This is a genomic window from Trinickia violacea (genome assembly GCF_005280735.1).
Taxonomy (GTDB): Bacteria; Pseudomonadota; Gammaproteobacteria; order Burkholderiales; family Burkholderiaceae; genus Trinickia_A; species Trinickia_A violacea.
This window is the reverse complement of record NZ_CP040077.1, coordinates 2,051,840-2,071,983: the sequence shown is the minus strand read 5'-3', so window position 1 is coordinate 2,071,983 and position 20,144 is coordinate 2,051,840. Positions and strand designations below refer to the sequence as shown.

Below are 20,144 nucleotides of genomic sequence, written 5' to 3'. Positions count from 1 at the left end.
GATCACGACCTAACCCTTCACACAAACCACCTGCCGCAGCGTATATACCACCTCGACCAAGCTCCGCTGCGCGGCCATCACCGCGTCGATGTCCTTGTAGGCCATCGGAATTTCATCAACGACACCTGCATCCTTTCGGCATTCGACATGCAACGTCGCGCTGATTTGATCCTGGACGGTGAAGCGACGTTTGGCCTCGGTCCGGCTCATCGCGCGCCCGGCGCCGTGACTGCACGAGCAGAAGCTCTCTTCATTGCCGAGCCCACGAACGATAAAGCTCTTCGCGCCCATCGAACCGGGAATGATGCCAAGCTCGCCGGCTCGCGCCGACAGCGCCCCTTTACGCGTTACGTACATGTCGGCGCCGAAGTGCCGTTCCTTCTGCACGTAATTGTGGTGGCAGTTCACCGCGTGCTCGTCGATGGTGAAGGGTTTGCCGACAGTCGCGCGCACCGCGCCGATCACGGCATTCATCATGACCTCACGGTTGCAGCGCGCGTACCTCTGTGCCCAGCCGACAGCCTCCACGTAGTCATCGAAGTGCCGACTGCCTTCCTTGAAGTACGCGAGGTCTTTGTCCGGCAGATTCGCGAGGTGTTGACGCATGTCGGCCTGGGCCAGCGTGATGAAGAGGCTCCCGATCGCGTTGCCCACGCCACGCGATCCGCTGTGCAGCATGAACCAGACGCCGTTATCTTCGTCGAGACATACCTCGATGAAGTGATTGCCGGAGCCGAGCGTGCCCACGTGTGCGCGGTTGTTCGTGCACGCGAGGGAGGGATACTTGTCGACGATGCGCTGGAACCCGGGCGCCAGCAGCTTCCAGGCGTCGTCGGCGGCCGGCGGCGGACGCGACCATGCACCCGGGTCTCGTCGCCCCGGCGCACCGCCGTGCGGCACAGCGCGCTCGATCGCGCCGCGCACGCCGGAAAGCGAATCGGGCAGGTCTGCGGCAGTCAGCGTCGTGCGAACCGCGATCATTCCGCAACCAATATCGACGCCCACCGCCGCCGGGATGATCGCCCCTTGTGTCGGAATCACGCTGCCGATCGTCGAGCCTTTGCCCACGTGCGCGTCCGGCATGACGGCAACGTGCCTGAACACAAACGGCATGCGGGCGGTGTTTCTCAGTTGCCGGCGAGCCGCTTCCTCGATCGCGACGCCCTGTGTCCACATCTTCACGACCTTGCCACCTGTCACTTCCATTAGCTGATAGTCGACCAGGCTCATGTCTCTGTCCCTTCGTCAGCTTCACTCATCGGCGCTTGTCAGTGCGCTGCGTACAACGTCAGCGTGAGCCGGTTTTTCCGTTTCGACAACCTGCAGGTCATGAGCGTTTTCATCAAGCGCTGACTTATGATTCATCGCCAGCCATCCGTGCAATCGGATCAGCCATTGGTTCGCGCCGCTGTGCCGGGTCGCTCCTTCCAGAGTCGTCAATCGGTGCACGTGAATTGTCGACGTACACGGAGCCGATCCGCTCTGCATCACAGATGAGTGCGCCGCGGCAAACAGGTCCCAATATACGGGACGACCCGAATTGCCGGGCGCCCGAACCTCCGCCACCATCAACTCCCCGCTGCCTATCGCAGCCCAATGCGCCGCCGGTCATGCGTCGCCGAAAGCGAGTGCTGGAGCCGGGCGGGCACGGTCCACAGGCCAGTGTCCGGCGCGGCACCTACTCGAACTACCAGGAGACAGGTATGCTCAGCCCCCACGAATTCGCGACATTAATGCTGGTCAAGGACGCCCCCGACCAGATAGCCGACCGGGAAGAGCTTGACGCGTTGCTCGAACGCCAACTGGTCGCCATGGAGCAACTCGCGAGCGGTGCCCTACTCCCTTGTGTTACGCAGGACGGAGATTCCCTCTTACGTACCTTCGCGCGCATTCACTGACACGTCGAACCCTATGAGCCCGCGCGCGATGGTGTTGCGGGCTTGATCGTGCCCCCAAGCTTGCCGCGGCTCCAGGATTTCCGAATGATTCTTGAGGAGATCGCCATGTCTCGCGAGTCCGAATGGGTCAAGACTGTGCTCCACGAGGCACTCCCCTCTGACGTCGAATTTCTTGAAGGGAGCGCGCCGAACCACGTCGTCGTTGAATGGCAGGTGGTCGGACCGGATGACGCGCCGAGACGCAACGCGCCCTTCGTCATCGTCATCGATACAAACGCGATCGACCGCTACGAGCGCAGCAACCCACCAGAGCAAACGAGGATTGCGTCGCGAATTCGCGAAATCGTGCAGCATCGAGGCGCTCACTATGACCCTTCTGGTCCGGTCGACGTAGCCGAGCCCTTCGTCCTCGAGATTGACGAGGGTGACCTCTGAGATCCATCCACATTTCTCGGCCATGCCCCACACTTCGTTTGTCCACGCTCACGCGGCCCACCCCGATTGGCGGGTAGCCTTGGACGAGTGCCAGCGGCAAGTTCAAGCCCAAATGGCGGCGCGTGCGGCACAGCCAGAGAAATCCCCCTTCACGCTCGGTTGGTGCTACCTGAGCGACTATTACGCACCCGAGTCCGAAGCGATCCTCGATGCACTGCATCGGGCCCTGCCGGGCGTCGCCTGGGTCGGCACGGTCGGTGTCGGCGTGGCGGCTAGCGGTATCGAGTACATCGACGAACCGGCCCTGGTGCTGATGCTGGCGCCGCTGCCCCGGGACTCGTTCCGGCTATTTTCTGGCCGACAGCCGCTGCCGGCGACATCCATTGGGTTCGCGGCTTATACCGCGTTGGTGCATGCTGAGGGCAGCACGCCGGACCTGCAGGAATTGCTACACGAGCTGAGCGCACGCACGACCAGCGGTTATCTATTCGGCGGACTATCCTCGGCGCGGAACCGTCCGCTACACATCGCGGACGGCGTGTTCACCGGAGGCCTGTCGGGCGTGCTCTTCGGCCCGGAGGTCGGCCTGATCTCACGCATGACGCAGGGCTGCCAGCCCATCGGGCCGGCGCGCACGATTACCCGGGCCGAACGCAATCTGGTGGTCACGCTGGATGGCGAGCCCGCGCTCGATTGCGTGTTGAAAGATCTTGGACTCGACCGGGATCTGCCATTCGATGCTTTGTCGCAGGCGCTGTCCACCACTCTGGTGGGCTTGAGCGTCGGCGCCGAGGACGTGCCAAAGGGGCCCGGAAGATTCGGCGCGGACACACTCGTGCGGCACGTGGTTGGCGTGGATCCCCAGCACCGCGTCTTGGCGGTGGCGGACAGGGTCGAGCCCGGTATGCATCTGAGCTTTTGCACGCGCAACGCCGAAGCCGCCCGCGCCGATCTGGTGCGCATTGCGACGGAAATCCGCGCCGAACTGAAATCCGGTACGGCGGGACACCTGTCGGGAGCCCTGTATGTCAGCTGTTCGGGACGGGGCGGCCCGCACTTCGGAGCGCCGCATGCGGAGTTGCAGACGGTGCGAAATGCGCTAGGCGACGTGCCGCTGGTGGGATTCTTCGCCGGCGGCGAAATCGCAAGAAATCACCTTTACGGCTATACGGGGATATTGACCGTCTTTACGAGCCGGGACTAAGACCCCGAACCGCGTTCTGTATTTTTCTCTGCCACGAAGAAGACTCATGCCAACTTCATGTGAGAAGCGTCGTCGTTCGATCGACGGCACTGCTTACGGGGGTCGAATTCGGCATAGCTCGCGAGACGGTGGCCCTCTCGTCTCAGCGCTGAACCGCATATGGCGGAAACGTGGACAGGCGCGGATCGTCCACCGGGCCACCAACGGTGAAGTGATACAAGCTTTGCCAGACGTGATCCCTGACGCCGAGCAGCGCGTGCATTTCATCATCGAAGTAACAGCCAATCCCCGTCGCGCGCACGCCGGCGGCTTCGGCTTCGAGATAGAGCGCTTGGCCGAGCATTCCGCATTCCCAGAATAGATGGCGATAACGCCAGGGTTGCTTCAAGGCGATCTCGAATCTCGCGAGCATCCCCAACGCAAAGCAGGAGTCTGCGCCGATATCCTGGTGGCAGCAGATCAACTTTGCCGCGGCGCGCAAATCGTAAGGCAGCAAAAAGTAGAGCGGCAGAATATCTGGTCCACGCTTTAGCCACAGCCATTCGGGACGCATCGACCGCTTGAGGTCGCTGAGAGCGCCCCCGTTCCGCACGAGCACGTACATGCCCGGCTCCAGGCCGTTCACGCGGTGCACCATTAGCACAGGATGCACTTGAGCACGTGACATCAGCGCATTCCACGGCGGCGTATCACGATATGCCGACAAGCATGCCAGCATGCTGAAAAACGCTACGTCGGTAATATGCGTCGTACCATCGAAGTTCACAGCGCTGCGGCGCTGCCGAGCGATCCGCGCAAAGGTGAGATCGAGGGCGGGCGCCGCGGGCAACGGGTGCCGCTTCGGATTCCGCGAGGCCGGTTCGGCGGTATGGGGCTTGCGCGTGGCGCGATGGACCATATCAATATCCGACCACGTCGCATGTCCAGAGCTTAGTTGATTCGCGCGACCGTACCACTGTGCATGATCCAAAGCCGCCCGCATGCGCTCGAGATCCGGCCGTCTTTCAGGATCGCCGATCCAAAGCAAGACATCAGGCGCCTCCAATTCCGCCGCGCCGAATTCCTCGCTGCGGTCCAATCCAAGCAAGTGGGCCACCATATCGTCCGCAGTGGCCTCCACCAGCCGCGTCTGCCAGCCGAGGGCGGCCGCTGCGTAACTCACCGCGGCGATGGCATGGCCGCAGTCGTGCTGGCAGTAGCGCCAGGCACGCATGCCGTATTTCCACGCCTCGCGCCAATAGATAGAGCTGAAGCCGACCAGGACGCCACCTTCCGGGAACGCCTCGGTCCAACGCGGATCGTCCACTGCAGCGCGATGTTCAAGTGAATGGTCTCGGCTCAAGTAGTGGTAGACGCCGGCGGGCACGCCGGGCAGCGCCGGACATAGAAGGTAGCCCTCGGTCGGATGCAGATTCCCGCTCGAAGGGTTGCAGCGCAGTGCCCACCGCTGTGCGCCATAGGCTTTCCAAGCCGACAGGCCGAGCGAGAGTTCGAACAGGATGGCCAGCGTGTGAAGATCGAGATTGTGCGCGGGCGGCAGAGCGCCGCGGCGCAGTGCGTTGTAGCGTGTCACCAGGATATCGGCGGCTACCGGCAGCGCAACTCGCGGTGTGCCATCAAACACGCGGAACGGATCCGGCTGTGCTGCCCAGTCGAGCCGGCTGGGGCCGGGCGCGTAGAAGTCGAGGCGGTGCTTGCTGCGTTCGTGATATTCAAGCAGCACGTGCCTTGAGCGGTCCATGGTTCCAGCCACGAAATACCTGCCCCTGCAAAGGCTCACGGGTCTGATGGCTCGCCAATTGGGCGGGGGAAGACAGGTGCAAACCGTGGCACATCTCGCACTTGTGCGAGCGAGCCGAGCTGTTTATCGGCGAGCACGATCAGGGAGTGCCCCCTTCAAATGGAGTTTCCGAGGCTATCTGCTGCTAACTGGCGCATCGTAGTCGGGCGACCGACATGCCGGCGCACTCACTCCTAGCAAGTGACGTGCAGAATCGCGTTGGTGCCTTTTGCATCTTTCTTGAGTCTGGCGATGGCCTCCTCGGTCGGCACGATAACCAGTTTGACCTTCCGGCGCTCCGCCTCCTCTTCCACCTCCTCCATCACCGGCAATGCTCCGGTGCCCGTGCCAATCACAAGGCGCTGGCAATTCCAGGGAATGGCCTCGGCGATCGAGACCGGTGTATGTCCGAACGTTTCGCGGAACGCCTTGGATGGTTTTTTCTTGCGCTTGCGAACCTGTCCGCCGTCGATCACTACGTCATGCCGATAGGTCACGCCATCTATACGCACGTAACCAAAGGAAAATGCATCGAAGTGCATACCGCCTCCCCTCCACTGCTCGTGCACCGGCCTCGACTCATTGCGTCAGGGCCCTACGGACGCTTGGCCAGCAAAACGATTATAGGTCCGCCGCCACGTTGCGCAGCACGCGCCGCTTGCCGCACGGCCCGCGACTCAGAGACCAACGCTGACCGCGTAGATGTTGCCGTCACCGCGAACATGGGGCCGTCTTGCCTGCGGCGAGATTGCTCCCCAGGCGCGCGACATGGTCCGTGGTAGCCGACAGCGAACACAAGCTGCCCATCATCCACCGGACCTTTGCAACGGATGCCCGCGTTCGGTGCCGACTATCCGATGCGGTCCGCGTCGCTGTCGCCGGTCGTGACGATCGGGCCGCCGGCAGCGGTGATGTGCACGCCGCAACCCCCTCACTGATGCGGCACAATTTTTCGATCTGGAAGACGAGCCCTGCTTCCTACCGAGGCGCGACAATCAATTGCTCCCTACGAAGATCGATTCGCATGGAGTTATCGCCGACCAGGACGAGATCGCCCTCTTCCAGTTGAAGCCAGTCGGCGGGCCCAAGCGCCTCGCGCCAGCGCGTGTGCGGCTTCAGATCTAGGGCGAGGCAGATGATCGCCTCGCTATCAGTCGAGGTCTGACCACTGTCGGTGTTGTCGGTCGCGTCGAGCAGCGCTAGGCTTGCTACGGGGCGAATGCACGCTAAGTTGGTGCGCAGCGGAAACAATGGATGGATCGGGCTCGAAGCGCGGAAATTCACGAGGATAGTGCTGCGGCTCACCGGCGCGTGTCTGATCCTGTTCACAGGGGGCGCCGTCTTGCTGGATCGTCTTATCTACTTTCCTGAGAAGGCTGCAATCGAGGGCGTCGTTTCCGAGGGACTCCACCCCTGGCCGATACGCGAAGCGTTCCGCGGCCTCGTGGCTGAGCCGGCCGGAACCGCGCGGGGCACGGTCATCGTCTTCCATGGCAATGCAGGGCACGTCGGACACCGTTCGTTCTATGCCGCAGTGCTTACCCGGCTGGGACTGCGCGTGATCCTCGCCGAATATCCGGGCTACGGGCCACGCGACGGCACGCCGAGCGAGAAAAGTCTAGTCGCCGATGCCCAACAGACCATCGCACTTGCGCATCGCCTCTACGCCACGCCGCTGCTACTCATCGGTGAATCGCTCGGGGCCGGCGTAGCGGCCGCGGCAAGCTCGCGCGAACGCGACAAGGCTACTGGCTTGCTGCTCATCACGCCGTGGGATCGACTCGAGCACGTCGCCGCTTACCACTACCCGTGGCTACCCGTAAGGTGGCTGCTGCGCGACCGATACGACAGCGAGGCCCATTTGGCCTCGTTCGGCCGGCCGGTTCTCGTCGTGGTGGCGCAACGCGACAGCATCGTTCCCGCGCGCTTCGGCGAGGCGCTCTATATGGCGCTGGGCGATCCCAGAAAACTGATGGTCGTAGAGACGGCCGGACATAACGACTGGATTGGCCGCGTCGACGATCCCTGGTGGCGGGATGCGATCGGCTTCTTACTCGCGCCTTCCCACTGAAATATGAAAGCCCCCTCCGTCCCGTCCAAGTGTGAGCGCTTTTGCGTCCTCGATGCGAAGGCTCGATGAGGCGCTGGAGCAGCATGAGCACATCGTGCAGAAAATCCTCAGGATGCTGACCGGGCGCTGACGCGTTGCGCTAACCGTTCTCTGAGTGCATGCTTGCTTTGGCCGCATCGGGATATGCACGTGACGGAACGCCTTCGCGATGCCCCCGTTGTCCGCGGCGTGGCGGCACACATCGGACCTGTCCATGACGACCCTCACCTGTTCTGAACTCGGGCTGCTGCAGCAAAGGCTCGGCGAGCGCCGGCGCGAGCTGTTGGCTGCGCTGCACGGCGAATATGGGGATGTCGCCGGTACCCGGCCGCCCGAAGTGCTCGGCCCCGAGTCACATCCCGACGAGACCGCATCGCGCAAGGCGCGCGACGAGTTGCGTGCTGCGCTCGCACGGCACGATTTCGACGAACTGCAGCAGATCGACGCGGCGCTGGCGCGTATGGTTGCCGGCCGCTACGGGGCATGCGTCGATTGCGGCGACCCGATTGGTTATGAGAGGCTTGTCGCCGCGCCTTACTCGGGCCGCTGCGTTTCATGCCAGACGGCGTTCGAACAACACCGCGTCGCCCGCTGATTACGGGCACCCAGTGTCGCGTTCCGTTGTTAGCGGAAACGCTCTTGCTAAGTTTCGGCAGGAATTCGTGCGTCCGGTATTCTTTCGGGAGTGTCTGCCATGACCGTTGAACTGAAAGATCATGACCGCAAGCTAGGCGGCAGCAGGGTCACGTATGTCGTGGTCGACGGCGTGAGCTATGCGATTCCCCGTGCCGACGACGAGAGCATGATCGAAACCGCCCACCTGTTTTCCAACGAGCCAAATACCGAGGCCCTTCGCGGAAGCCTCGCCTACGTTGATAAGAAATTCGGATCCGGAAATGCCCCTGTGCCGGGCCGCAAAACGTTGCCGGCTCCGCTGGGAGACGTATTCAAGGGCAGTGAAAAATTCTACGCTGTGAAAGCCGTCAAGCTTGCCCTCAACCCGGACCACCTTGCATATCAAGCAGCGCTGCACAGGGTGGCTCACTACCCAGCAGATCAGGTGACGTTCACGGCTGACTCCAGAAAGAAACTGCGCCCTAGTGTTGGGACGCATAGCAAAAAAACCGGGCGTGGCAAGGTCGGCGTGGGCGGCATCCGCACCAAGTCGCACGGCTGATGGCGTGCGGATGCCTCCCCCCGTGGGCAGGTCTTCGTTGGGATTTTCGGCCTTCAGTTCCTTGCGCAGCGTGTCCCTTTGACCGCCTCCCGCTTGCGCCTCCGCCAGCTTAGGAAGTTAGTCACTACAACCGCAATGACCGTAACGAGCGTGGACGTCGACGACGCAATGAGTGTCTTTTCCGCAGCATCTAGCTGAAGGGGTGTCGGTGCAGCTTTCGGCGCACTTCCCGGCGAGGCTCGTGATGCGCCCTCTGACGACACAGCGATTACTCGCGGAAGCTCGTTCGCCGACCTGTAACGTAGGAAAAGGGCAGTTGTTACGCAAAAGAACCCCACACAGAGACCAAGGAATAACCGACGAAACAACTCGAGCCTAGTGAGGTTTGTCATGTCTGCCTCCGTCGCCGGCAGTCGCCACTATCGTATTTGGTGCCGTGCCAGCGTTTCGGGTAGATCGAGCGCGGGGCTCTCTGGAGCCCCTCTTAACTGGGCACCATGGATGGATCTTGTGATGCATACTCAAGCTCATTACCCCCCAAAAAGCACTCACATGGTTGCAGATCTCGCCCACGCCTGGTTGACATTCAGCGCGCCTGTAGCCGCTGCACGGGCCGCCGCCCGCCCCCTCGTAGCGCTCGAATCAACCATCATCGCTCACGGCATGCCATACCCGGAGAACGTTCGCACCGCGCGCGAAGTGGAGGCCTTGATCCGTGACCTGGGCGCCGAACCCGCGACGATCGCGCTGATCGGTGGGCGAATCCGCATTGGCCTTTCCGACGACGAGTTGGAAATGCTCGGCAGATCGGACCAGGTACATAAGGTTAGCCGCCGCGACCTGCCGGCGGTGCTCGCCGGCGGTGGTCTCGGCGCCACGACAGTGGCTGGCACGATGATATGCGCCGCCTTGGCCGGCATTGAGGTCTTCGTCACGGGAGGCATTGGCGGCGTGCATCGTGGCGCGCCGGAAACCTTTGACATCTCGGCGGACCTTCAGGAACTGGCAAAGACCTCGGTCGCGGTGGTCTGCGCCGGCGCGAAGTCCATCCTCGATATAGGGCTCACATTGGAATACCTGGAAACGTACGGCGTGCCGGTGCTCAGCTGTGAGCAGGACAATTTCGCCGCGTTTTACACGCGCGACAGCGGCTATCGAGCGGACTTCAGGATGGACGACGCGTCGGAGCAGGCACGCTTCATCCGCACGAAGTGGGACTTGGGTCTCGAGGGCGGCGTGGTGTTGAGCACTCCGGTGCCGGAAGCGGCAGCGATGCCATCCGAGGAAATCGACGAGCTGACTCGGCAGGCGCTAGCCGACGCCGCGGCGCAAGGCATCACCGGTAAGGCCGTTACCCCTTTCGTATTGGCCCGCATCAAGGCGCTGACAGGTGGACGTAGCTTGGCGACAAACATCGCACTGGTGAAACACAATGCCGAAGTAGGCGCAAGACTGGCAATAGCGTTGGCTCACGCGGGGCCCGGGGCGGGTGCGGCATAGGCGCAAGCGCTGCGTAACATGCACAATCGGCATCCTGATGTGCGTCGTCGTGTAACGGTGCTCAACGCCGCAAGACCCATAACAGCGCCGATACCACGATCGAAATCACAATGCACGTCACGATCGGGAAGTGAAAGCTGAATCCGTCGTGTACGACATGGATGTCGCCAGGCAGCCGGCCAAACGGAATGCGCACGAGCCAGTGCCATCCGAGTCCGGCAAGAATGCACAGTATCCCAACAACGATCAGGAAACGGTTCATGGGCCGCAGCCACTAACGATAGCCGACGGGGTCATTCTAGAGGGTCGGCCGGGGTGTGTCACGAACGCAGGCGGAAGCCTGCGGTGCTGTACAGAAGATGGAGATGGCCTCCCAAAGTCGGCTTTCAGGAGCAGACTTCAAACCGCCCGATGCTGCTGCGTTCAAAAGGCGTGATGGTGAGCGATCGAGGAAAAGGCATCCGGTGAGAATGGGAGCCGCTCGAAGGCTTCACGAAGCGTGACAGCGCGCACGGGAGGATTGATTGTGCCGAGCACGGTGTTATTGCGCGTGATCGTGACAGACTCACCCCGAGCCAAGGCGTCGAGCACCTGATTCGTGCGCCAAGCGAGATCGGTGGCAGCGACAGTAGCCATGGGGACCTCCGGTTAAGGCAATACGTATTTTGCGCAATTTTGTCCCGGCGTAAGTGTTGGTCATGAAATCTGCGCCGCGCCTTTCGTAGAGGTATGCTGTCCGTAGACAGGGACCGGGCGTACCTACGATGTCCCTGCGACGTCCGCGGAGGGACGAATACGGGAGGTATACGCTTGGACGCACCGATTAACGAATTCATCCTCGTGGGAAGCCTTGAAGAGCTGAGAGCGAAGGAGCGGCTCGTTGTGCAAGGTGGCCATGGTCCAATCCTCGTCATCTACGACCGCGGGCGCGTCTTCGCCCTCGACAATCGTTGCCCGCACATGGGCTTCCCGCTCGAGCGGGGCACAGTCGAGGATGGCATCCTGACCTGTCATTGGCACCACGCCCGTTTCGATCTTGAAAGCGGGTGCACCTTCGACCTCTGGGCCGACGATGTCCCGGGCTGCGCGGTCGAAGTGCGCAATGGCGACGTCTGGGTGGCGACCACGTTTGGACACTCCGATCCCGCGGGGCATTGGCGTCAGCGGCTTGCGGACGGTCTCGCACACGACCTCGGACTCGTCATCGCCAAAGCCGTGCATGGTGAACTCGCGGCCGGTGTACCAGTGGCCGATATCGTGCGACAGGTCGCGTTATTCGGAGCGCAGAATCGTGATGGCTGGGGCGTCGGCCTCACAATACTCACGGCGCTCGCCAATCTGTTGCCCGTCCTGCCAGAGAACGACACCTATCTCGCCCTGTTCCACGGCGCGCGCCGTGTGGCGGCGGACTGCGAGGGCGAGGCGCCGCGGCGGGAACGTGCGCCGCTCGGCAGCCGGCCGGAGCCAGCTACGCTCAAGCGTTGGTTGCGCCTTTGGACAAACGTGCGCCACCGCGAGGCAGCTGAGCGCACCCTGTTGACGTCGATTGCCGCTGGTCTCTCACCCGCTGTCCTCGCGGATGCCCTGCTTTCTGCCGGTACCGAGCGGGCATTCGCGGACACCGGTCATTTGCTCGACTTCACCAACAAGGCGTTTGAATGTCTCGACCTGGTCGGCTGGGAGCACGCTTCAGCTTTGCTGCCGACTATCGTCGCCCAGATGGTGGCCGCCCGTGGTGCCGAGGAATCGACCGCCTGGCGCCAGCCCATTGATCTTGTCGCGCTGTGTGACGAATCGGCCAGCCAGATGTCGCAACTTTTCGCGGCCGGGTGCATCTCGCAAGGCTGGTCGGACCACGCGGCGCTCGCCCGGGAACTGCTCGGAGACGATCCAGCGAAAATCATCGATGCGCTGAAGGCGGCCATCCGTGCTGGCGCCGCTCCTGCTGACCTGGGACAATCACTCGCTTATGGCGCGGCGCTGCGCGTCGCCCGCTTCGGCAATGCCAACGAGCACGTCGACTGGGAGACGGCGCACCACGTTTTCACCCACGCCAACGCGGTCCATCAGATGCTCAGGCGGATCGGGAACGCGGGCATCGACGGCTACGTCGCGGCCCTGCGCGCCATCATGCACGGAGCCATGGCGCTCTACCTTGCCCGCTATCTGAACATGCCACCGGCCGGCATCCCGGGCGAAGGTAACGATCAGCTCGACGACCTCCCTGCCGATGAGGAGACGATCCGCATCGCGTTGCTTGATGCGTTCGACCGGCAGCGACAGGTCGATCTTGCCGCAAGGCTGGTGGCGCGCCATCTCACGCTCGGCCATCCGCCACAGGCGCTGATCGCTACGCTTGCACTTGCGGTGCTGCGCGAAGACGCAGGCTTCCATGCCTATCAGATGCTGGAGGCTGGGGTCCGTCAGTTTACTGTGTGGGGGAACACGGGCGAGGGCCGGCATATTCTCATTGCGGTCGTGCGTTATCTCGCGGCTCATTCACCGACTGAACGCGGCACGCTGCAGACGGCCGATATCGCGCAGCGCCTGATGCGGGGCGGCGAAATACATCAGGGAGCGGGAGCGTCCTGACGCGAGTGCCCGGACGTGGTCATGAAGTTAATTGAACAACGGGCAGTCCTGCTTCCTTCCAGCTACGGTCGCTGGGTATCGCCGCGTTGTGGCGATCACGGTCTGGTCAGCATCTGGAGGATTTTCTGTAGGGTGCGCTCATGCTGCTCCAGCGCCTCATCGAGCGTCCGGATCCGTAGCTCCCGTGACTGATCCGAACACGGCGAATCGCAACCGATGCAGTTGACCCAACAGTGGTCAGTTGCGCAACGGCAGCGAAGGCTCACGGTTGCCGACATCGCGTTCCAATTTCACCAGAGCGGTGGACTCATGGTGGTGTCATAGTCAGCAAACATGATGTTGAAGCTGACGCTCACGCGTGCTTGCGCACTTGTGTTCGCCGACACCGAATGCGGTAGCCAGGCTGGAAACAGCAACAACGTGCCTTCGCTGACTGGCAATACCACCTGATCGGTGTTGTAAGCCGTCAACTCAGTCACGGGCGGACGAATGACGGTCGTCTGTGGGCGCGGATCATGAAAATTGATCGTGTCGGCACCGGCTTGCGAGCGCACGTAATACACGCCGCTAAGGAAATTGTTGGGATGGCTGTGCATCGCGTGTGTCCCGCCTGGATCCAGCACATTGACCCAGCATCCGGTAACGTGAAACGGGGCATCTGCGACTTTGAGAAACGTGAGTACGTCGCGCGCAGCCCGTCCGATGTGCGCGATCAACTCAGAAAACTCCGGCCTTTTATGTTGCTGGTGACCAGATTGCCACGCGGCGCCGGTACGGATGCCGCTGCCGCTGCAGATTAAGGTGTCGACGTACGCCATCAGCTCCCGATCAAGCGGCTCGTAGCACTCCCGCTCGAGGAGACGCCGCCAAACGAAAGTCGGGAAAAGTCGGACGATATCAGGAGCGGAGGCTTCCATTGCCGGTTGCGCAACGCGCTAGTCGGGACGCTCATCCATCACTATAGGCGTGGAACAGCCGTTTCCGGAATGAAGCAGACGCTTGAATGGCCAAGTCGCGGTTGCAGCGAATGACGCATTCTGACCGAGTCATTGCCTCACGCTGCGTCGTGAAATCCGCACTGCATCTACCCGGCTACCCATTTGGGTGGTGTGCGCCCCTTGTCCTTCTGTCATTGTGAGCCCGTCGTCACAACGCTACCCGCAAACGATAGGTGAGTCATCGACGACGTGAGGCACAAGCAGGTCGTTTCGCAATTGGCAGGAGACTTGAAATGGAAACCACATCCTCGAGCGGAAATCCTTTGATGGATCTATCGGACAGTCTGGCAGATATTGTCGGACGAGTCGGACGGAGCGTCGTGGCAGTACACGGCCGGCATCGCATGCCGTCGAGTGGGGTAATCTGGCGCATTGGCGTCGTCGTGACGGCTGCACACACGATCAGGCGCGAGGACGGGATCGAAGTCACATTGACCGACGGCCGTACGGTTGCCGCAGTCCTCGCGGGCCTGGATTTGGGCACCGACCTAGCCGTACTGAAACTGGACGGCGTAGACCTGGACCCAATCGAGTCTGGCGATGCCCGCTCACTGAAGCCGGGTCATCTGGCGCTCGCCGTCGCACGTGTGGACGAACTCGGCATCAGCGCCGATTTTGGCGTGATCGGCAGCACAGGCGGTCTCTGGCGCACGTGGAGAGGTGGACAGCTCGATGCGTTCGTGCGACTGGACGGCGGTCTGCGCCCAGGTTTCTCCGGGGCGGCCCTCGCAGATATGCGCGGGCAGGTCATGGGCATCTGCACGTCGGCTCTGATGCGCGGTGCCGGCATGGTGATTCCCGGGATGACCGTGGAGCGCGTCACCGATGAACTGTTGGCCAAGGGGCGCGTCTCACGGGGCTACCTTGGCGTCGGCACGCAACAGGTCAACCTGCCGGACGCGTGGGTGAACAAACTGAACCTGCCGTTCAAAAGCGGATTGCTGATCAATTCGCTTGCGCCGGGCGGTCCTGCGGAACAGGCGGGCGTGCTCATAGGTGATGTCCTGATCGAACTGGACGGCAGGCCTTGCCGCGGCATGGACGACGTGCACGCAGCGCTGGGTTCCTCAAGCATTGGACAGCCGTTGCAAATCACGTCGATCCGAGGTGGCGAACGCCACGCGTGTTCGGTAGCAGTGGGCGAACGCCCCCAACGGAATTCGTGCAGGTGAGGTCCGGGAAGCGGCGAAATGTCGGATGGACAGAGGGCACACATGGGGCCGGTGCGGGTCGCGGTCATTGCGGTATCGTCGCAGCTGCGCGCAAGCCTGCAAACGCTGGTCGAGGGGAACCCGGCACTCGGTTTCCTGGGTAGCGCAGCCGACGCCGAAACGCTCGCCGATTGCCTCGCAGGTTCGGTGCCGGATGTGCTCGTGACCGACATCGAACCGGATGTGAGCGACGCGCTCAAGACGCTATTCGAACTCGGGCACGCGCCACCGGCGCTTGTCCTGTTGATCGACGACCCGGATAGCGACTGGATCCTTGACGCGCTGCCCGCCGATGCGACGGCGATCCTGCCGCGCAACGCAATGCCAGCCGAAATCGTCGTGTCCATCGAAGCCGTCGCCGCGGGCCTTTGCGTGCTGTCACCTGACATCCTCGCAAGACTGCTCCCCGGACGAAAACCATCGCACCACATGGCATCCGGCGAACCGTTCGAAGCCTTGACCTTGCGTGAGATCGAAGTGCTGGCGATGCTCGCCGACGGACTCGGCAACAAGGAGATTGCGCGGCAACTCGACATTTCGGACAACACGGTGAAATTCCACCTCTCATCCATCTTCGGCAAACTCGGCGCGACCAATCGCACCGAAGCGGTGATGCTCGGTATGCGGCACGGATTCATCATGGTGTAGACGGACACGACCAAGGCTGGCGTTACTCGTCCCCATGGATCAGGGTTGGCGTTTGCCGCGGCCACCCGCTGATTTGCCAGCCGGCTTACGTGAACCCGCAGTTGGCTTGCTGGCGGGTTTGCTGCGTGGCTTTTGAACGCTGAATGGGTTACCGCTGGACAAGCTGGTGCCTTTACCCGCGGTCACAGCGTGTTGCGCCGCAGGCTTGCGTTTGTTTTCGCCACTTTGCGGGCGCGGCTTTTTGCTGAGCACCTGCATGGCGCCCGGCGCAGCTTGCGGCACTTTGGGCTTCTTAGGCTTTTTGGGTTTCTTGATGATCTGGCCCGTCGCGCTAGTTTGCGGCACGCGGTGTTCGGCTTCAAAACCCGGCTCTTCTTCACGGGGCAGCGTTTGCCGGATCAGCGCTTCAATCGCGGCCAGTTGCGGCGCTTCATCGGCACACACAAGGGACACAGCCACGCCGCTGGCGCCCGCGCGGCCGGTACGGCCAATACGGTGCACATAGTCTTGCGCCACGATCGGTAGATCAACGTTGATCACCAGCGGCAGGTCGTCGATATCCAGCCCTCGCGCAGCCACATCGGTGGCTACCAGCATCTGTACTTCGCCCGTCTTGAAGCGCTCCAGTGCACGCAGGCGTGCGGGTTGCGGTTTGTCGCCGTGGATGGTGTCGACCGCATAGCCCGCTTCATCCAGCATGGCCGCCAGGTAATCCACGCCATTGCGGGTTTTGACGAACACCAGCGCGTGTTCCCAGTTGTTCTCAGCAACAAGATGCATGAAGAGGTCAGGCTTGTTCTTTTTATCCACCGTCACCACCCACTGCTTGATCTTGCTAGCCGTGGCATTGGGCGGGCTGACGCTGATATTGACCGGGCCGCGCAGAATGCCCGCCGCCATGGCGCGGATATCGTCGGTAAACGTGGCAGAGAACAGCAGCGTCTGGCGCTGAGCAGGCAAGGCAGCAAAGACGGCGTTGAGTTCGCGCGCAAAGCCCAGGTCCAGCATGCGGTCGGCTTCATCCAGCACCAGCGTTTGTACTTGATCAAACTGCACTGCGTTCTGGCGATTGAGATCTAGCAAACGGCCCGGCGTGGCAACGAGCACATCTACGCCTTTGCGCAACGTCATCATCTGCGGGTTGATACTCACACCGCCGTAGGCGGCCAGAAATCGTAAGTCGAGGCCTTTGCCGTAATCGATAAAGCTTTGCAGCACTTGCTCGGCCAGTTCACGCGTGGGCACCAGGACCAGGACGCGCGCGCGGTTGCTGGACACCGCCGGGCCGTGTTGCACTAGCCGCTGCAACAGCGGCAGCGCAAAACCCGCCGTTTTGCCAGTGCCGGTCTGTGCCGCAGCCATGACGTCCTTGCCACTGAGCACAGCGGGAATCGCCTTGGCCTGCACCGGCGTAGGTGTCTGGTAATTGAGGTTCTGCACATTACGCAGCAAGGGATCGATCAGGCCAAGCGAGGCAAAAGACATTGGCGAATTCCGGGCTAAAGCCGCAATTCTAGCGGTTGCCGCCTGATTGCGCCGCGCAAATCAATGGTCAAAAAGATCGACGTTTGCCGCCACTGATAAACGTAGCGTTGGCGGTTGCCGCGCCGGCAACGCAAAGGGCCGATGCAGAATGACGGCGGTACAAAAACCGCAGCGGAGCAATTCTATTCGCTGGTCATTTAAGCATTCCTACTCATTCGCAAATTCTATCGCTTTATATGTGTAATCGCGGCACAGTCATCACGCTTCTGCCGATCGACCTGCGACTTCATCAGCGTGCGACGAACGAGTCCTATCGACCCATTCCCGCCTCTGAAAAGCCGTGATCGAAGGACAGCAGTCAGGTGTATTGCGGTTAGTCGCGGCAGTGCGCGTAGAAAAAACGATATGAGCACTAGACTCATATCGCCCACTCAAGTTTCCGCGGGAAAAGTCGCAGGCGGGTGGAGCCACCAACGAACTGACATTTGGCTACTGACGCAAAGCCATACAATCAGCGCGCCGCCTAGTACAGCACGACCGAGCGGATCGAACCGCCCTTCTTCATCAGATCGAAGCCTTCGTTGATGCGGTCGAGCGGCAGGCGGTGCGTGATCAGATCGTCGATGTTGATCTTGCCTTCCATATACCAATCGACGATCTTCGGCACGTCGGCGCGGCCCCGTGCGCCGCCGAAGGCCGAGCCCTTCCATTGGCGGCCGGTTTCCTGAGCGTGCCGACACCAGGACCGACATCGACGATCACGCCGGCCCCTTCATGACCGAGAATCGCCGGGAAGATCCCCTCCGGGTCTGCGCCCGACAACGTGTAGTAGTCGGTGTGGCAAATGCCCGTTGCCTTCACTTCAATCAGCACTTCACCGGCCCGCGGCCCCTCGAGATCGACTTCTTCCATCGTCAGCAGTGCACCGGCCTTCCATGCGATGGCTGCTTTCGTCTTCATACTGCATTCCTCAGCTGAAGCGTTTGTTTTTCGTGGTTTGCGCGGTCCGTTGGTCGATCGTCGCGCTGAACGTCTGCCCACACCTTGCGGATCATGTCCTGCAGCAGCAGCGATTCCGCCCAGCGGTCGGTCGTGTCGTTGCCGTCGCGATCAATGATCGCGTACGGTTTGGGTCCAAGTTCGCAGGTGAAGGCGAGGCTGTCGTCCGCGCCCGCTCGTCGACACCAGGACGCGAAGCCATAGCCCCACCAGCCGAGAAACAGATCGACCCACATCCGGTGCGGCTCGAACGATAGCTCTATCTGAACCTGCTCGCGACTCGCGACGCGCCCGTGAAAGGCCCACGAATGATCGAGGATACGGTGTATCAACGCATGATTCTCGTCGGATACCGGCCACGAGAATTCGCGTCCAACGAGAAAATGCGAGATGTCTCCAAGCAGCTTCATATCGGGCCGCGCGTCGAGCAGGTCAAGCGTGAAATAGAGATCCGTGGTCATGCGATCGCGGTGCGTCTCGATGTAGACGGGGAAATCGACCTGTTCGGCCAGCCTCTGCCAGCCATCGAGCAGCGCCATGCATTCTGCGACGGTGCGAGGACGCACGTCTGGTTGCAGATCGATGTGATGCACGCCAAATTCGACGGCGTTTTCGAGTACTGGCTGCAGGTCGTCCACCGTGCGTGGAAAGCACTGGCCCTCTGCGTGCAGTCCGTGCGCAGCACGCAACTGAGTCAGCCGCTGAACGTCTGCACGCGTCGTGTAATGCGCGCTCACACCGTCAAAGCCCGCATCGGCAATCATCCGAACATTCTCTTCGAGCGTGCGTTCGTAGCAGTCCGTGTGGCGACGCTCCATCGCCCACGACGACTGAAACACCAGCAGTTGTTGACTCATTACACCTCCGCGGTGAGCAGCGACCTGAGCTTCGTCCCGCGATCAGCGAGCAACCGGGGCTCCACGCACGCGCGCCGCGCCATCAGCTCTTGTGCGAAGCGCACATCCCGTGCAATCTCGCTGACGTGTCCGACCCCGCTCGCGCCGACGAGCACCCCGTCGCCATCTAGCGCGAAGAACACACACGATGCCGGGCCTGTCTCGCGCACCACCGTCGTCGTTCCGAGCGCGGGCATGCCGGCGACCTGGATCGTCATGTCGTATTGATCGGACCAGAACCATGGCACCGAAGAACAGGTTTCACCATGGCCGAGCATATTGCGCGCGGCAACGCGGGCCTGATCCTCGGCGTTTTTCCAGCACTCTAGACGAATGCGACGGCCAAGCAGCAGGTGGGGAAACGAGCAGACGTCGCCGGCTGCGAAAATCTGCGGGTCGTTTGTGCGCAACGTCGCGTCAACCGCGATGCCATTTTCGATGTCGAGCCCTGCGGCCTGTGCAAGTTCGGTGCGTGGCGTCACGCCGATCCCGGCAATTACGGCATCGCATGGCAGCGTCGTGCCGTCGACAAGTTGCACGCCGCTCACACACGCTGTCCCGACCATGCGCCCCACCCGCACGGCGAAACGCACATCGACGCCCTTCTGTCGATGCTGCTCCACGATGCGGCCCGCCGCTGCTTCCGGGACTGCACGCATCAATGCTCGAGGCGCAGCTTCGAGCACGAACACTTCGCAACCGCGCGCCACAGCCGTCGCTGCAATTTCGAGGCCGATGAAGCCTGCCCCGATCACTGCGATCCGGCGCCCCGGCATCAGCTCATCGGCAATCACCTGTGCGTCACGCACGCCTCGCAGCACGTGCACGCCACGCAGCGTCGCGCCTGGCAATTCCAGCCGGCGCGGCCGTGCACCCGTCGCAATCAGCAAGCGGTGATACGCGAGCACATCGCCGTTGGCGAGCACCACCCTGCGTCCGGCACGATCGATGGTGGACACAGGTGCTTCGATACGGAGATCGATGCGCTGGTCACGATAGAACGCTTCGTCGTAGATCGTGCACTGGGCGGTCGTCTTTTGCCCAAGCAGCACCGACTTCGATAAAGGCGGCCGCTCATAGGGTGCCAAACCTTCGTCACCGAGCAGCGTAATGGCGCCGTCCCAGCCGTGTTCGCGCAGCGCGTGCGCCGCGCGCGCGCCGCACTGGCCCGCGCCGACGATCAACATCGCGTCCGTCGTGCTCATCTGCGG

At 62.0% G+C, this 20,144-nt stretch carries 20 protein-coding genes and 1 pseudogene; 10 read left to right on the top strand and 11 right to left on the bottom strand.

Annotated features, from left to right (window positions below; all coding sequences use genetic code 11):
- Positions 1 to 9 precede the first annotated feature (9 nt).
- Positions 10 to 1,230 (bottom strand): RtcB family protein, encoded by a 1,221-nt coding sequence (locus tag FAZ95_RS09355; protein WP_137332190.1) that lies wholly within the window; start codon positions 1,228 to 1,230, stop codon positions 10 to 12.
- 473 nt (positions 1,231 to 1,703) lie between these two features.
- Here FAZ95_RS09355 and FAZ95_RS09350 point away from each other — a divergent pair, with 473 nt between their 5' ends.
- The 3 genes from FAZ95_RS09350 (at position 1,704) to FAZ95_RS09340 (ending at position 3,537) form a co-directional block, all read left to right on the top strand.
- On the top strand, positions 1,704 to 1,898 hold the full coding sequence (locus tag FAZ95_RS09350; protein WP_137332189.1) for a hypothetical protein: 195 nt from the start codon (positions 1,704 to 1,706) through the stop codon (positions 1,896 to 1,898).
- 84 nt (positions 1,899 to 1,982) lie between these two features.
- Entirely contained in the window at positions 1,983 to 2,333 is a 351-nt protein-coding gene (locus FAZ95_RS09345) for a hypothetical protein (protein WP_254699864.1), read from the top strand.
- Positions 2,334 to 2,355: 22 nt separating this feature from the next.
- On the top strand, positions 2,356 to 3,537 hold the full coding sequence (locus FAZ95_RS09340; RefSeq protein WP_137334488.1) for an FIST signal transduction protein: 1,182 nt from the start codon (positions 2,356 to 2,358) through the stop codon (positions 3,535 to 3,537).
- A gap of 142 nt (positions 3,538 to 3,679) precedes the next feature.
- Here FAZ95_RS09340 and FAZ95_RS09335 read toward each other — a convergent pair whose 3' ends face one another.
- The 3 genes from FAZ95_RS09335 to FAZ95_RS39255 all read right to left on the bottom strand — a co-directional run bounded on the left by FAZ95_RS09335 (position 3,680) and on the right by FAZ95_RS39255 (position 6,601).
- Positions 3,680 to 5,278, bottom strand: a complete 1,599-nt coding sequence (locus FAZ95_RS09335; RefSeq protein WP_137332188.1) for a SagB/ThcOx family dehydrogenase — start codon at positions 5,276 to 5,278, stop codon at positions 3,680 to 3,682.
- A gap of 233 nt (positions 5,279 to 5,511) precedes the next feature.
- On the bottom strand, positions 5,512 to 5,859 hold the full coding sequence (locus FAZ95_RS09330) for an MTH938/NDUFAF3 family protein (RefSeq protein WP_137332187.1): 348 nt from the start codon (positions 5,857 to 5,859) through the stop codon (positions 5,512 to 5,514).
- 436 nt (positions 5,860 to 6,295) lie between these two features.
- A complete protein-coding gene (locus FAZ95_RS39255) occupies positions 6,296 to 6,601 on the bottom strand; it encodes a hypothetical protein (RefSeq protein ID WP_217497450.1) in 306 nt (101 codons plus the stop codon).
- Here FAZ95_RS39255 and FAZ95_RS09325 point away from each other — a divergent pair.
- The 4 genes from FAZ95_RS09325 (at position 6,537) to FAZ95_RS09310 (ending at position 10,104) form a co-directional block, all read left to right on the top strand.
- Positions 6,537 to 7,388, top strand: coding sequence for an alpha/beta hydrolase (locus FAZ95_RS09325; RefSeq protein ID WP_137332186.1), 852 nt, complete (start codon positions 6,537 to 6,539; stop codon positions 7,386 to 7,388). The two genes, FAZ95_RS39255 and FAZ95_RS09325, sit on opposite strands and share 65 nt — an antisense overlap.
- A gap of 253 nt (positions 7,389 to 7,641) precedes the next feature.
- Positions 7,642 to 8,022, top strand: a complete 381-nt coding sequence (locus tag FAZ95_RS09320; RefSeq protein WP_137332185.1) for a TraR/DksA family transcriptional regulator — start codon at positions 7,642 to 7,644, stop codon at positions 8,020 to 8,022.
- A gap of 99 nt (positions 8,023 to 8,121) precedes the next feature.
- Positions 8,122 to 8,604 carry a hypothetical protein gene (locus FAZ95_RS40015; protein WP_254699862.1) on the top strand — a complete coding sequence of 161 codons (483 nt, stop codon included), beginning with the start codon at positions 8,122 to 8,124 and terminating at the stop codon, positions 8,602 to 8,604.
- A 552-nt stretch (positions 8,605 to 9,156) separates the two neighbouring features.
- The gene (locus tag FAZ95_RS09310; RefSeq protein WP_137334486.1) at positions 9,157 to 10,104 is read left to right on the top strand and encodes a pseudouridine-5'-phosphate glycosidase; all 948 of its coding nucleotides are present in this window, start codon (positions 9,157 to 9,159) and stop codon (positions 10,102 to 10,104) included.
- Positions 10,105 to 10,165: 61 nt separating this feature from the next.
- Here FAZ95_RS09310 and FAZ95_RS09305 read toward each other — a convergent pair whose 3' ends face one another.
- On the bottom strand, positions 10,166 to 10,366 hold the full coding sequence (locus FAZ95_RS09305) for a DUF2905 domain-containing protein (RefSeq protein WP_137332184.1): 201 nt from the start codon (positions 10,364 to 10,366) through the stop codon (positions 10,166 to 10,168).
- 161 nt (positions 10,367 to 10,527) lie between these two features.
- Entirely contained in the window at positions 10,528 to 10,740 is a 213-nt protein-coding gene (locus FAZ95_RS09300; protein WP_137332183.1) for a type II toxin-antitoxin system Phd/YefM family antitoxin, read from the bottom strand.
- Positions 10,741 to 10,914: 174 nt separating this feature from the next.
- Between FAZ95_RS09300 and FAZ95_RS09295 the strand changes: the two genes are divergently transcribed.
- Positions 10,915 to 12,696 carry a Rieske (2Fe-2S) protein gene (locus tag FAZ95_RS09295; protein WP_217497433.1) on the top strand — a complete coding sequence of 594 codons (1,782 nt, stop codon included), beginning with the start codon at positions 10,915 to 10,917 and terminating at the stop codon, positions 12,694 to 12,696.
- 290 nt (positions 12,697 to 12,986) lie between these two features.
- Here FAZ95_RS09295 and FAZ95_RS09285 read toward each other — a convergent pair whose 3' ends face one another.
- The gene (locus FAZ95_RS09285; RefSeq protein ID WP_137332181.1) at positions 12,987 to 13,613 is read right to left on the bottom strand and encodes a 2OG-Fe(II) oxygenase family protein; all 627 of its coding nucleotides are present in this window, start codon (positions 13,611 to 13,613) and stop codon (positions 12,987 to 12,989) included.
- A gap of 347 nt (positions 13,614 to 13,960) precedes the next feature.
- Here FAZ95_RS09285 and FAZ95_RS09280 point away from each other — a divergent pair, with 347 nt between their 5' ends.
- Positions 13,961 to 14,866 (top strand): S1C family serine protease, encoded by a 906-nt coding sequence (locus FAZ95_RS09280; protein WP_137334484.1) that lies wholly within the window; start codon positions 13,961 to 13,963, stop codon positions 14,864 to 14,866.
- Positions 14,867 to 14,884: 18 nt separating this feature from the next.
- A complete protein-coding gene (locus FAZ95_RS09275; RefSeq protein ID WP_137332180.1) occupies positions 14,885 to 15,553 on the top strand; it encodes a response regulator transcription factor in 669 nt (222 codons plus the stop codon).
- A 39-nt stretch (positions 15,554 to 15,592) separates the two neighbouring features.
- On the opposite strand, the gene FAZ95_RS09270 is transcribed toward FAZ95_RS09275, so the two are convergent.
- The 4 genes and pseudogenes from FAZ95_RS09270 to FAZ95_RS09255 all read right to left on the bottom strand — a co-directional run bounded on the left by FAZ95_RS09270 (position 15,593) and on the right by FAZ95_RS09255 (position 20,138).
- Positions 15,593 to 17,038 (bottom strand): DEAD/DEAH box helicase, encoded by a 1,446-nt coding sequence (locus tag FAZ95_RS09270; RefSeq protein ID WP_137332179.1) that lies wholly within the window; start codon positions 17,036 to 17,038, stop codon positions 15,593 to 15,595.
- 523 nt (positions 17,039 to 17,561) lie between these two features.
- Positions 17,562 to 17,998: pseudogene (locus tag FAZ95_RS09265) on the bottom strand (alcohol dehydrogenase catalytic domain-containing protein).
- A complete protein-coding gene (locus tag FAZ95_RS09260; RefSeq protein ID WP_254699860.1) occupies positions 17,995 to 18,894 on the bottom strand; it encodes a sugar phosphate isomerase/epimerase family protein in 900 nt (299 codons plus the stop codon). Before FAZ95_RS09260 ends, FAZ95_RS09265 begins: the two are co-directional and overlap by 4 nt.
- Entirely contained in the window at positions 18,894 to 20,138 is a 1,245-nt protein-coding gene (locus FAZ95_RS09255; protein WP_137332178.1) for an NAD(P)/FAD-dependent oxidoreductase, read from the bottom strand. Before FAZ95_RS09255 ends, FAZ95_RS09260 begins: the two co-directional genes overlap by 1 nt.
- Between the last annotated feature and the right edge of the window lie 6 nt (positions 20,139 to 20,144).

Excerpts from the sequence above, each read along its gene's own strand:
- FAZ95_RS09355 (WP_137332190.1), bottom strand. The coding sequence starts at position 1,230 with ATGAGCCTGGTCGACTATCAGCTAATGGAAGTGACAGGTGGCAAGGTC.
- FAZ95_RS09350 (WP_137332189.1), top strand. The coding sequence starts at position 1,704 with ATGCTCAGCCCCCACGAATTCGCGACATTAATGCTGGTCAAGGACGCC.
- FAZ95_RS09345 (WP_254699864.1), top strand. The coding sequence starts at position 1,983 with ATGATTCTTGAGGAGATCGCCATGTCTCGCGAGTCCGAATGGGTCAAG.
- FAZ95_RS09340 (WP_137334488.1), top strand. The coding sequence starts at position 2,356 with ATGCCCCACACTTCGTTTGTCCACGCTCACGCGGCCCACCCCGATTGG.
- FAZ95_RS09335 (WP_137332188.1), bottom strand. The coding sequence starts at position 5,278 with ATGGACCGCTCAAGGCACGTGCTGCTTGAATATCACGAACGCAGCAAG.
- FAZ95_RS09330 (WP_137332187.1), bottom strand. The coding sequence starts at position 5,859 with ATGCACTTCGATGCATTTTCCTTTGGTTACGTGCGTATAGATGGCGTG.
- FAZ95_RS09325 (WP_137332186.1), top strand. The coding sequence starts at position 6,537 with ATGCACGCTAAGTTGGTGCGCAGCGGAAACAATGGATGGATCGGGCTC.
- FAZ95_RS09320 (WP_137332185.1), top strand. The coding sequence starts at position 7,642 with ATGACGACCCTCACCTGTTCTGAACTCGGGCTGCTGCAGCAAAGGCTC.
- FAZ95_RS40015 (WP_254699862.1), top strand. The coding sequence starts at position 8,122 with ATGACCGTTGAACTGAAAGATCATGACCGCAAGCTAGGCGGCAGCAGG.
- FAZ95_RS09310 (WP_137334486.1), top strand. The coding sequence starts at position 9,157 with ATGGTTGCAGATCTCGCCCACGCCTGGTTGACATTCAGCGCGCCTGTA.
- FAZ95_RS09305 (WP_137332184.1), bottom strand. The coding sequence starts at position 10,366 with ATGAACCGTTTCCTGATCGTTGTTGGGATACTGTGCATTCTTGCCGGA.
- FAZ95_RS09300 (WP_137332183.1), bottom strand. The coding sequence starts at position 10,740 with ATGGCTACTGTCGCTGCCACCGATCTCGCTTGGCGCACGAATCAGGTG.
- FAZ95_RS09285 (WP_137332181.1), bottom strand. The coding sequence starts at position 13,613 with ATGGAAGCCTCCGCTCCTGATATCGTCCGACTTTTCCCGACTTTCGTT.
- FAZ95_RS09280 (WP_137334484.1), top strand. The coding sequence starts at position 13,961 with ATGGATCTATCGGACAGTCTGGCAGATATTGTCGGACGAGTCGGACGG.
- FAZ95_RS09275 (WP_137332180.1), top strand. The coding sequence starts at position 14,885 with ATGTCGGATGGACAGAGGGCACACATGGGGCCGGTGCGGGTCGCGGTC.
- FAZ95_RS09270 (WP_137332179.1), bottom strand. The coding sequence starts at position 17,038 with ATGTCTTTTGCCTCGCTTGGCCTGATCGATCCCTTGCTGCGTAATGTG.
- FAZ95_RS09260 (WP_254699860.1), bottom strand. The coding sequence starts at position 18,894 with ATGAGTCAACAACTGCTGGTGTTTCAGTCGTCGTGGGCGATGGAGCGT.
- FAZ95_RS09255 (WP_137332178.1), bottom strand. The coding sequence starts at position 20,138 with ATGAGCACGACGGACGCGATGTTGATCGTCGGCGCGGGCCAGTGCGGC.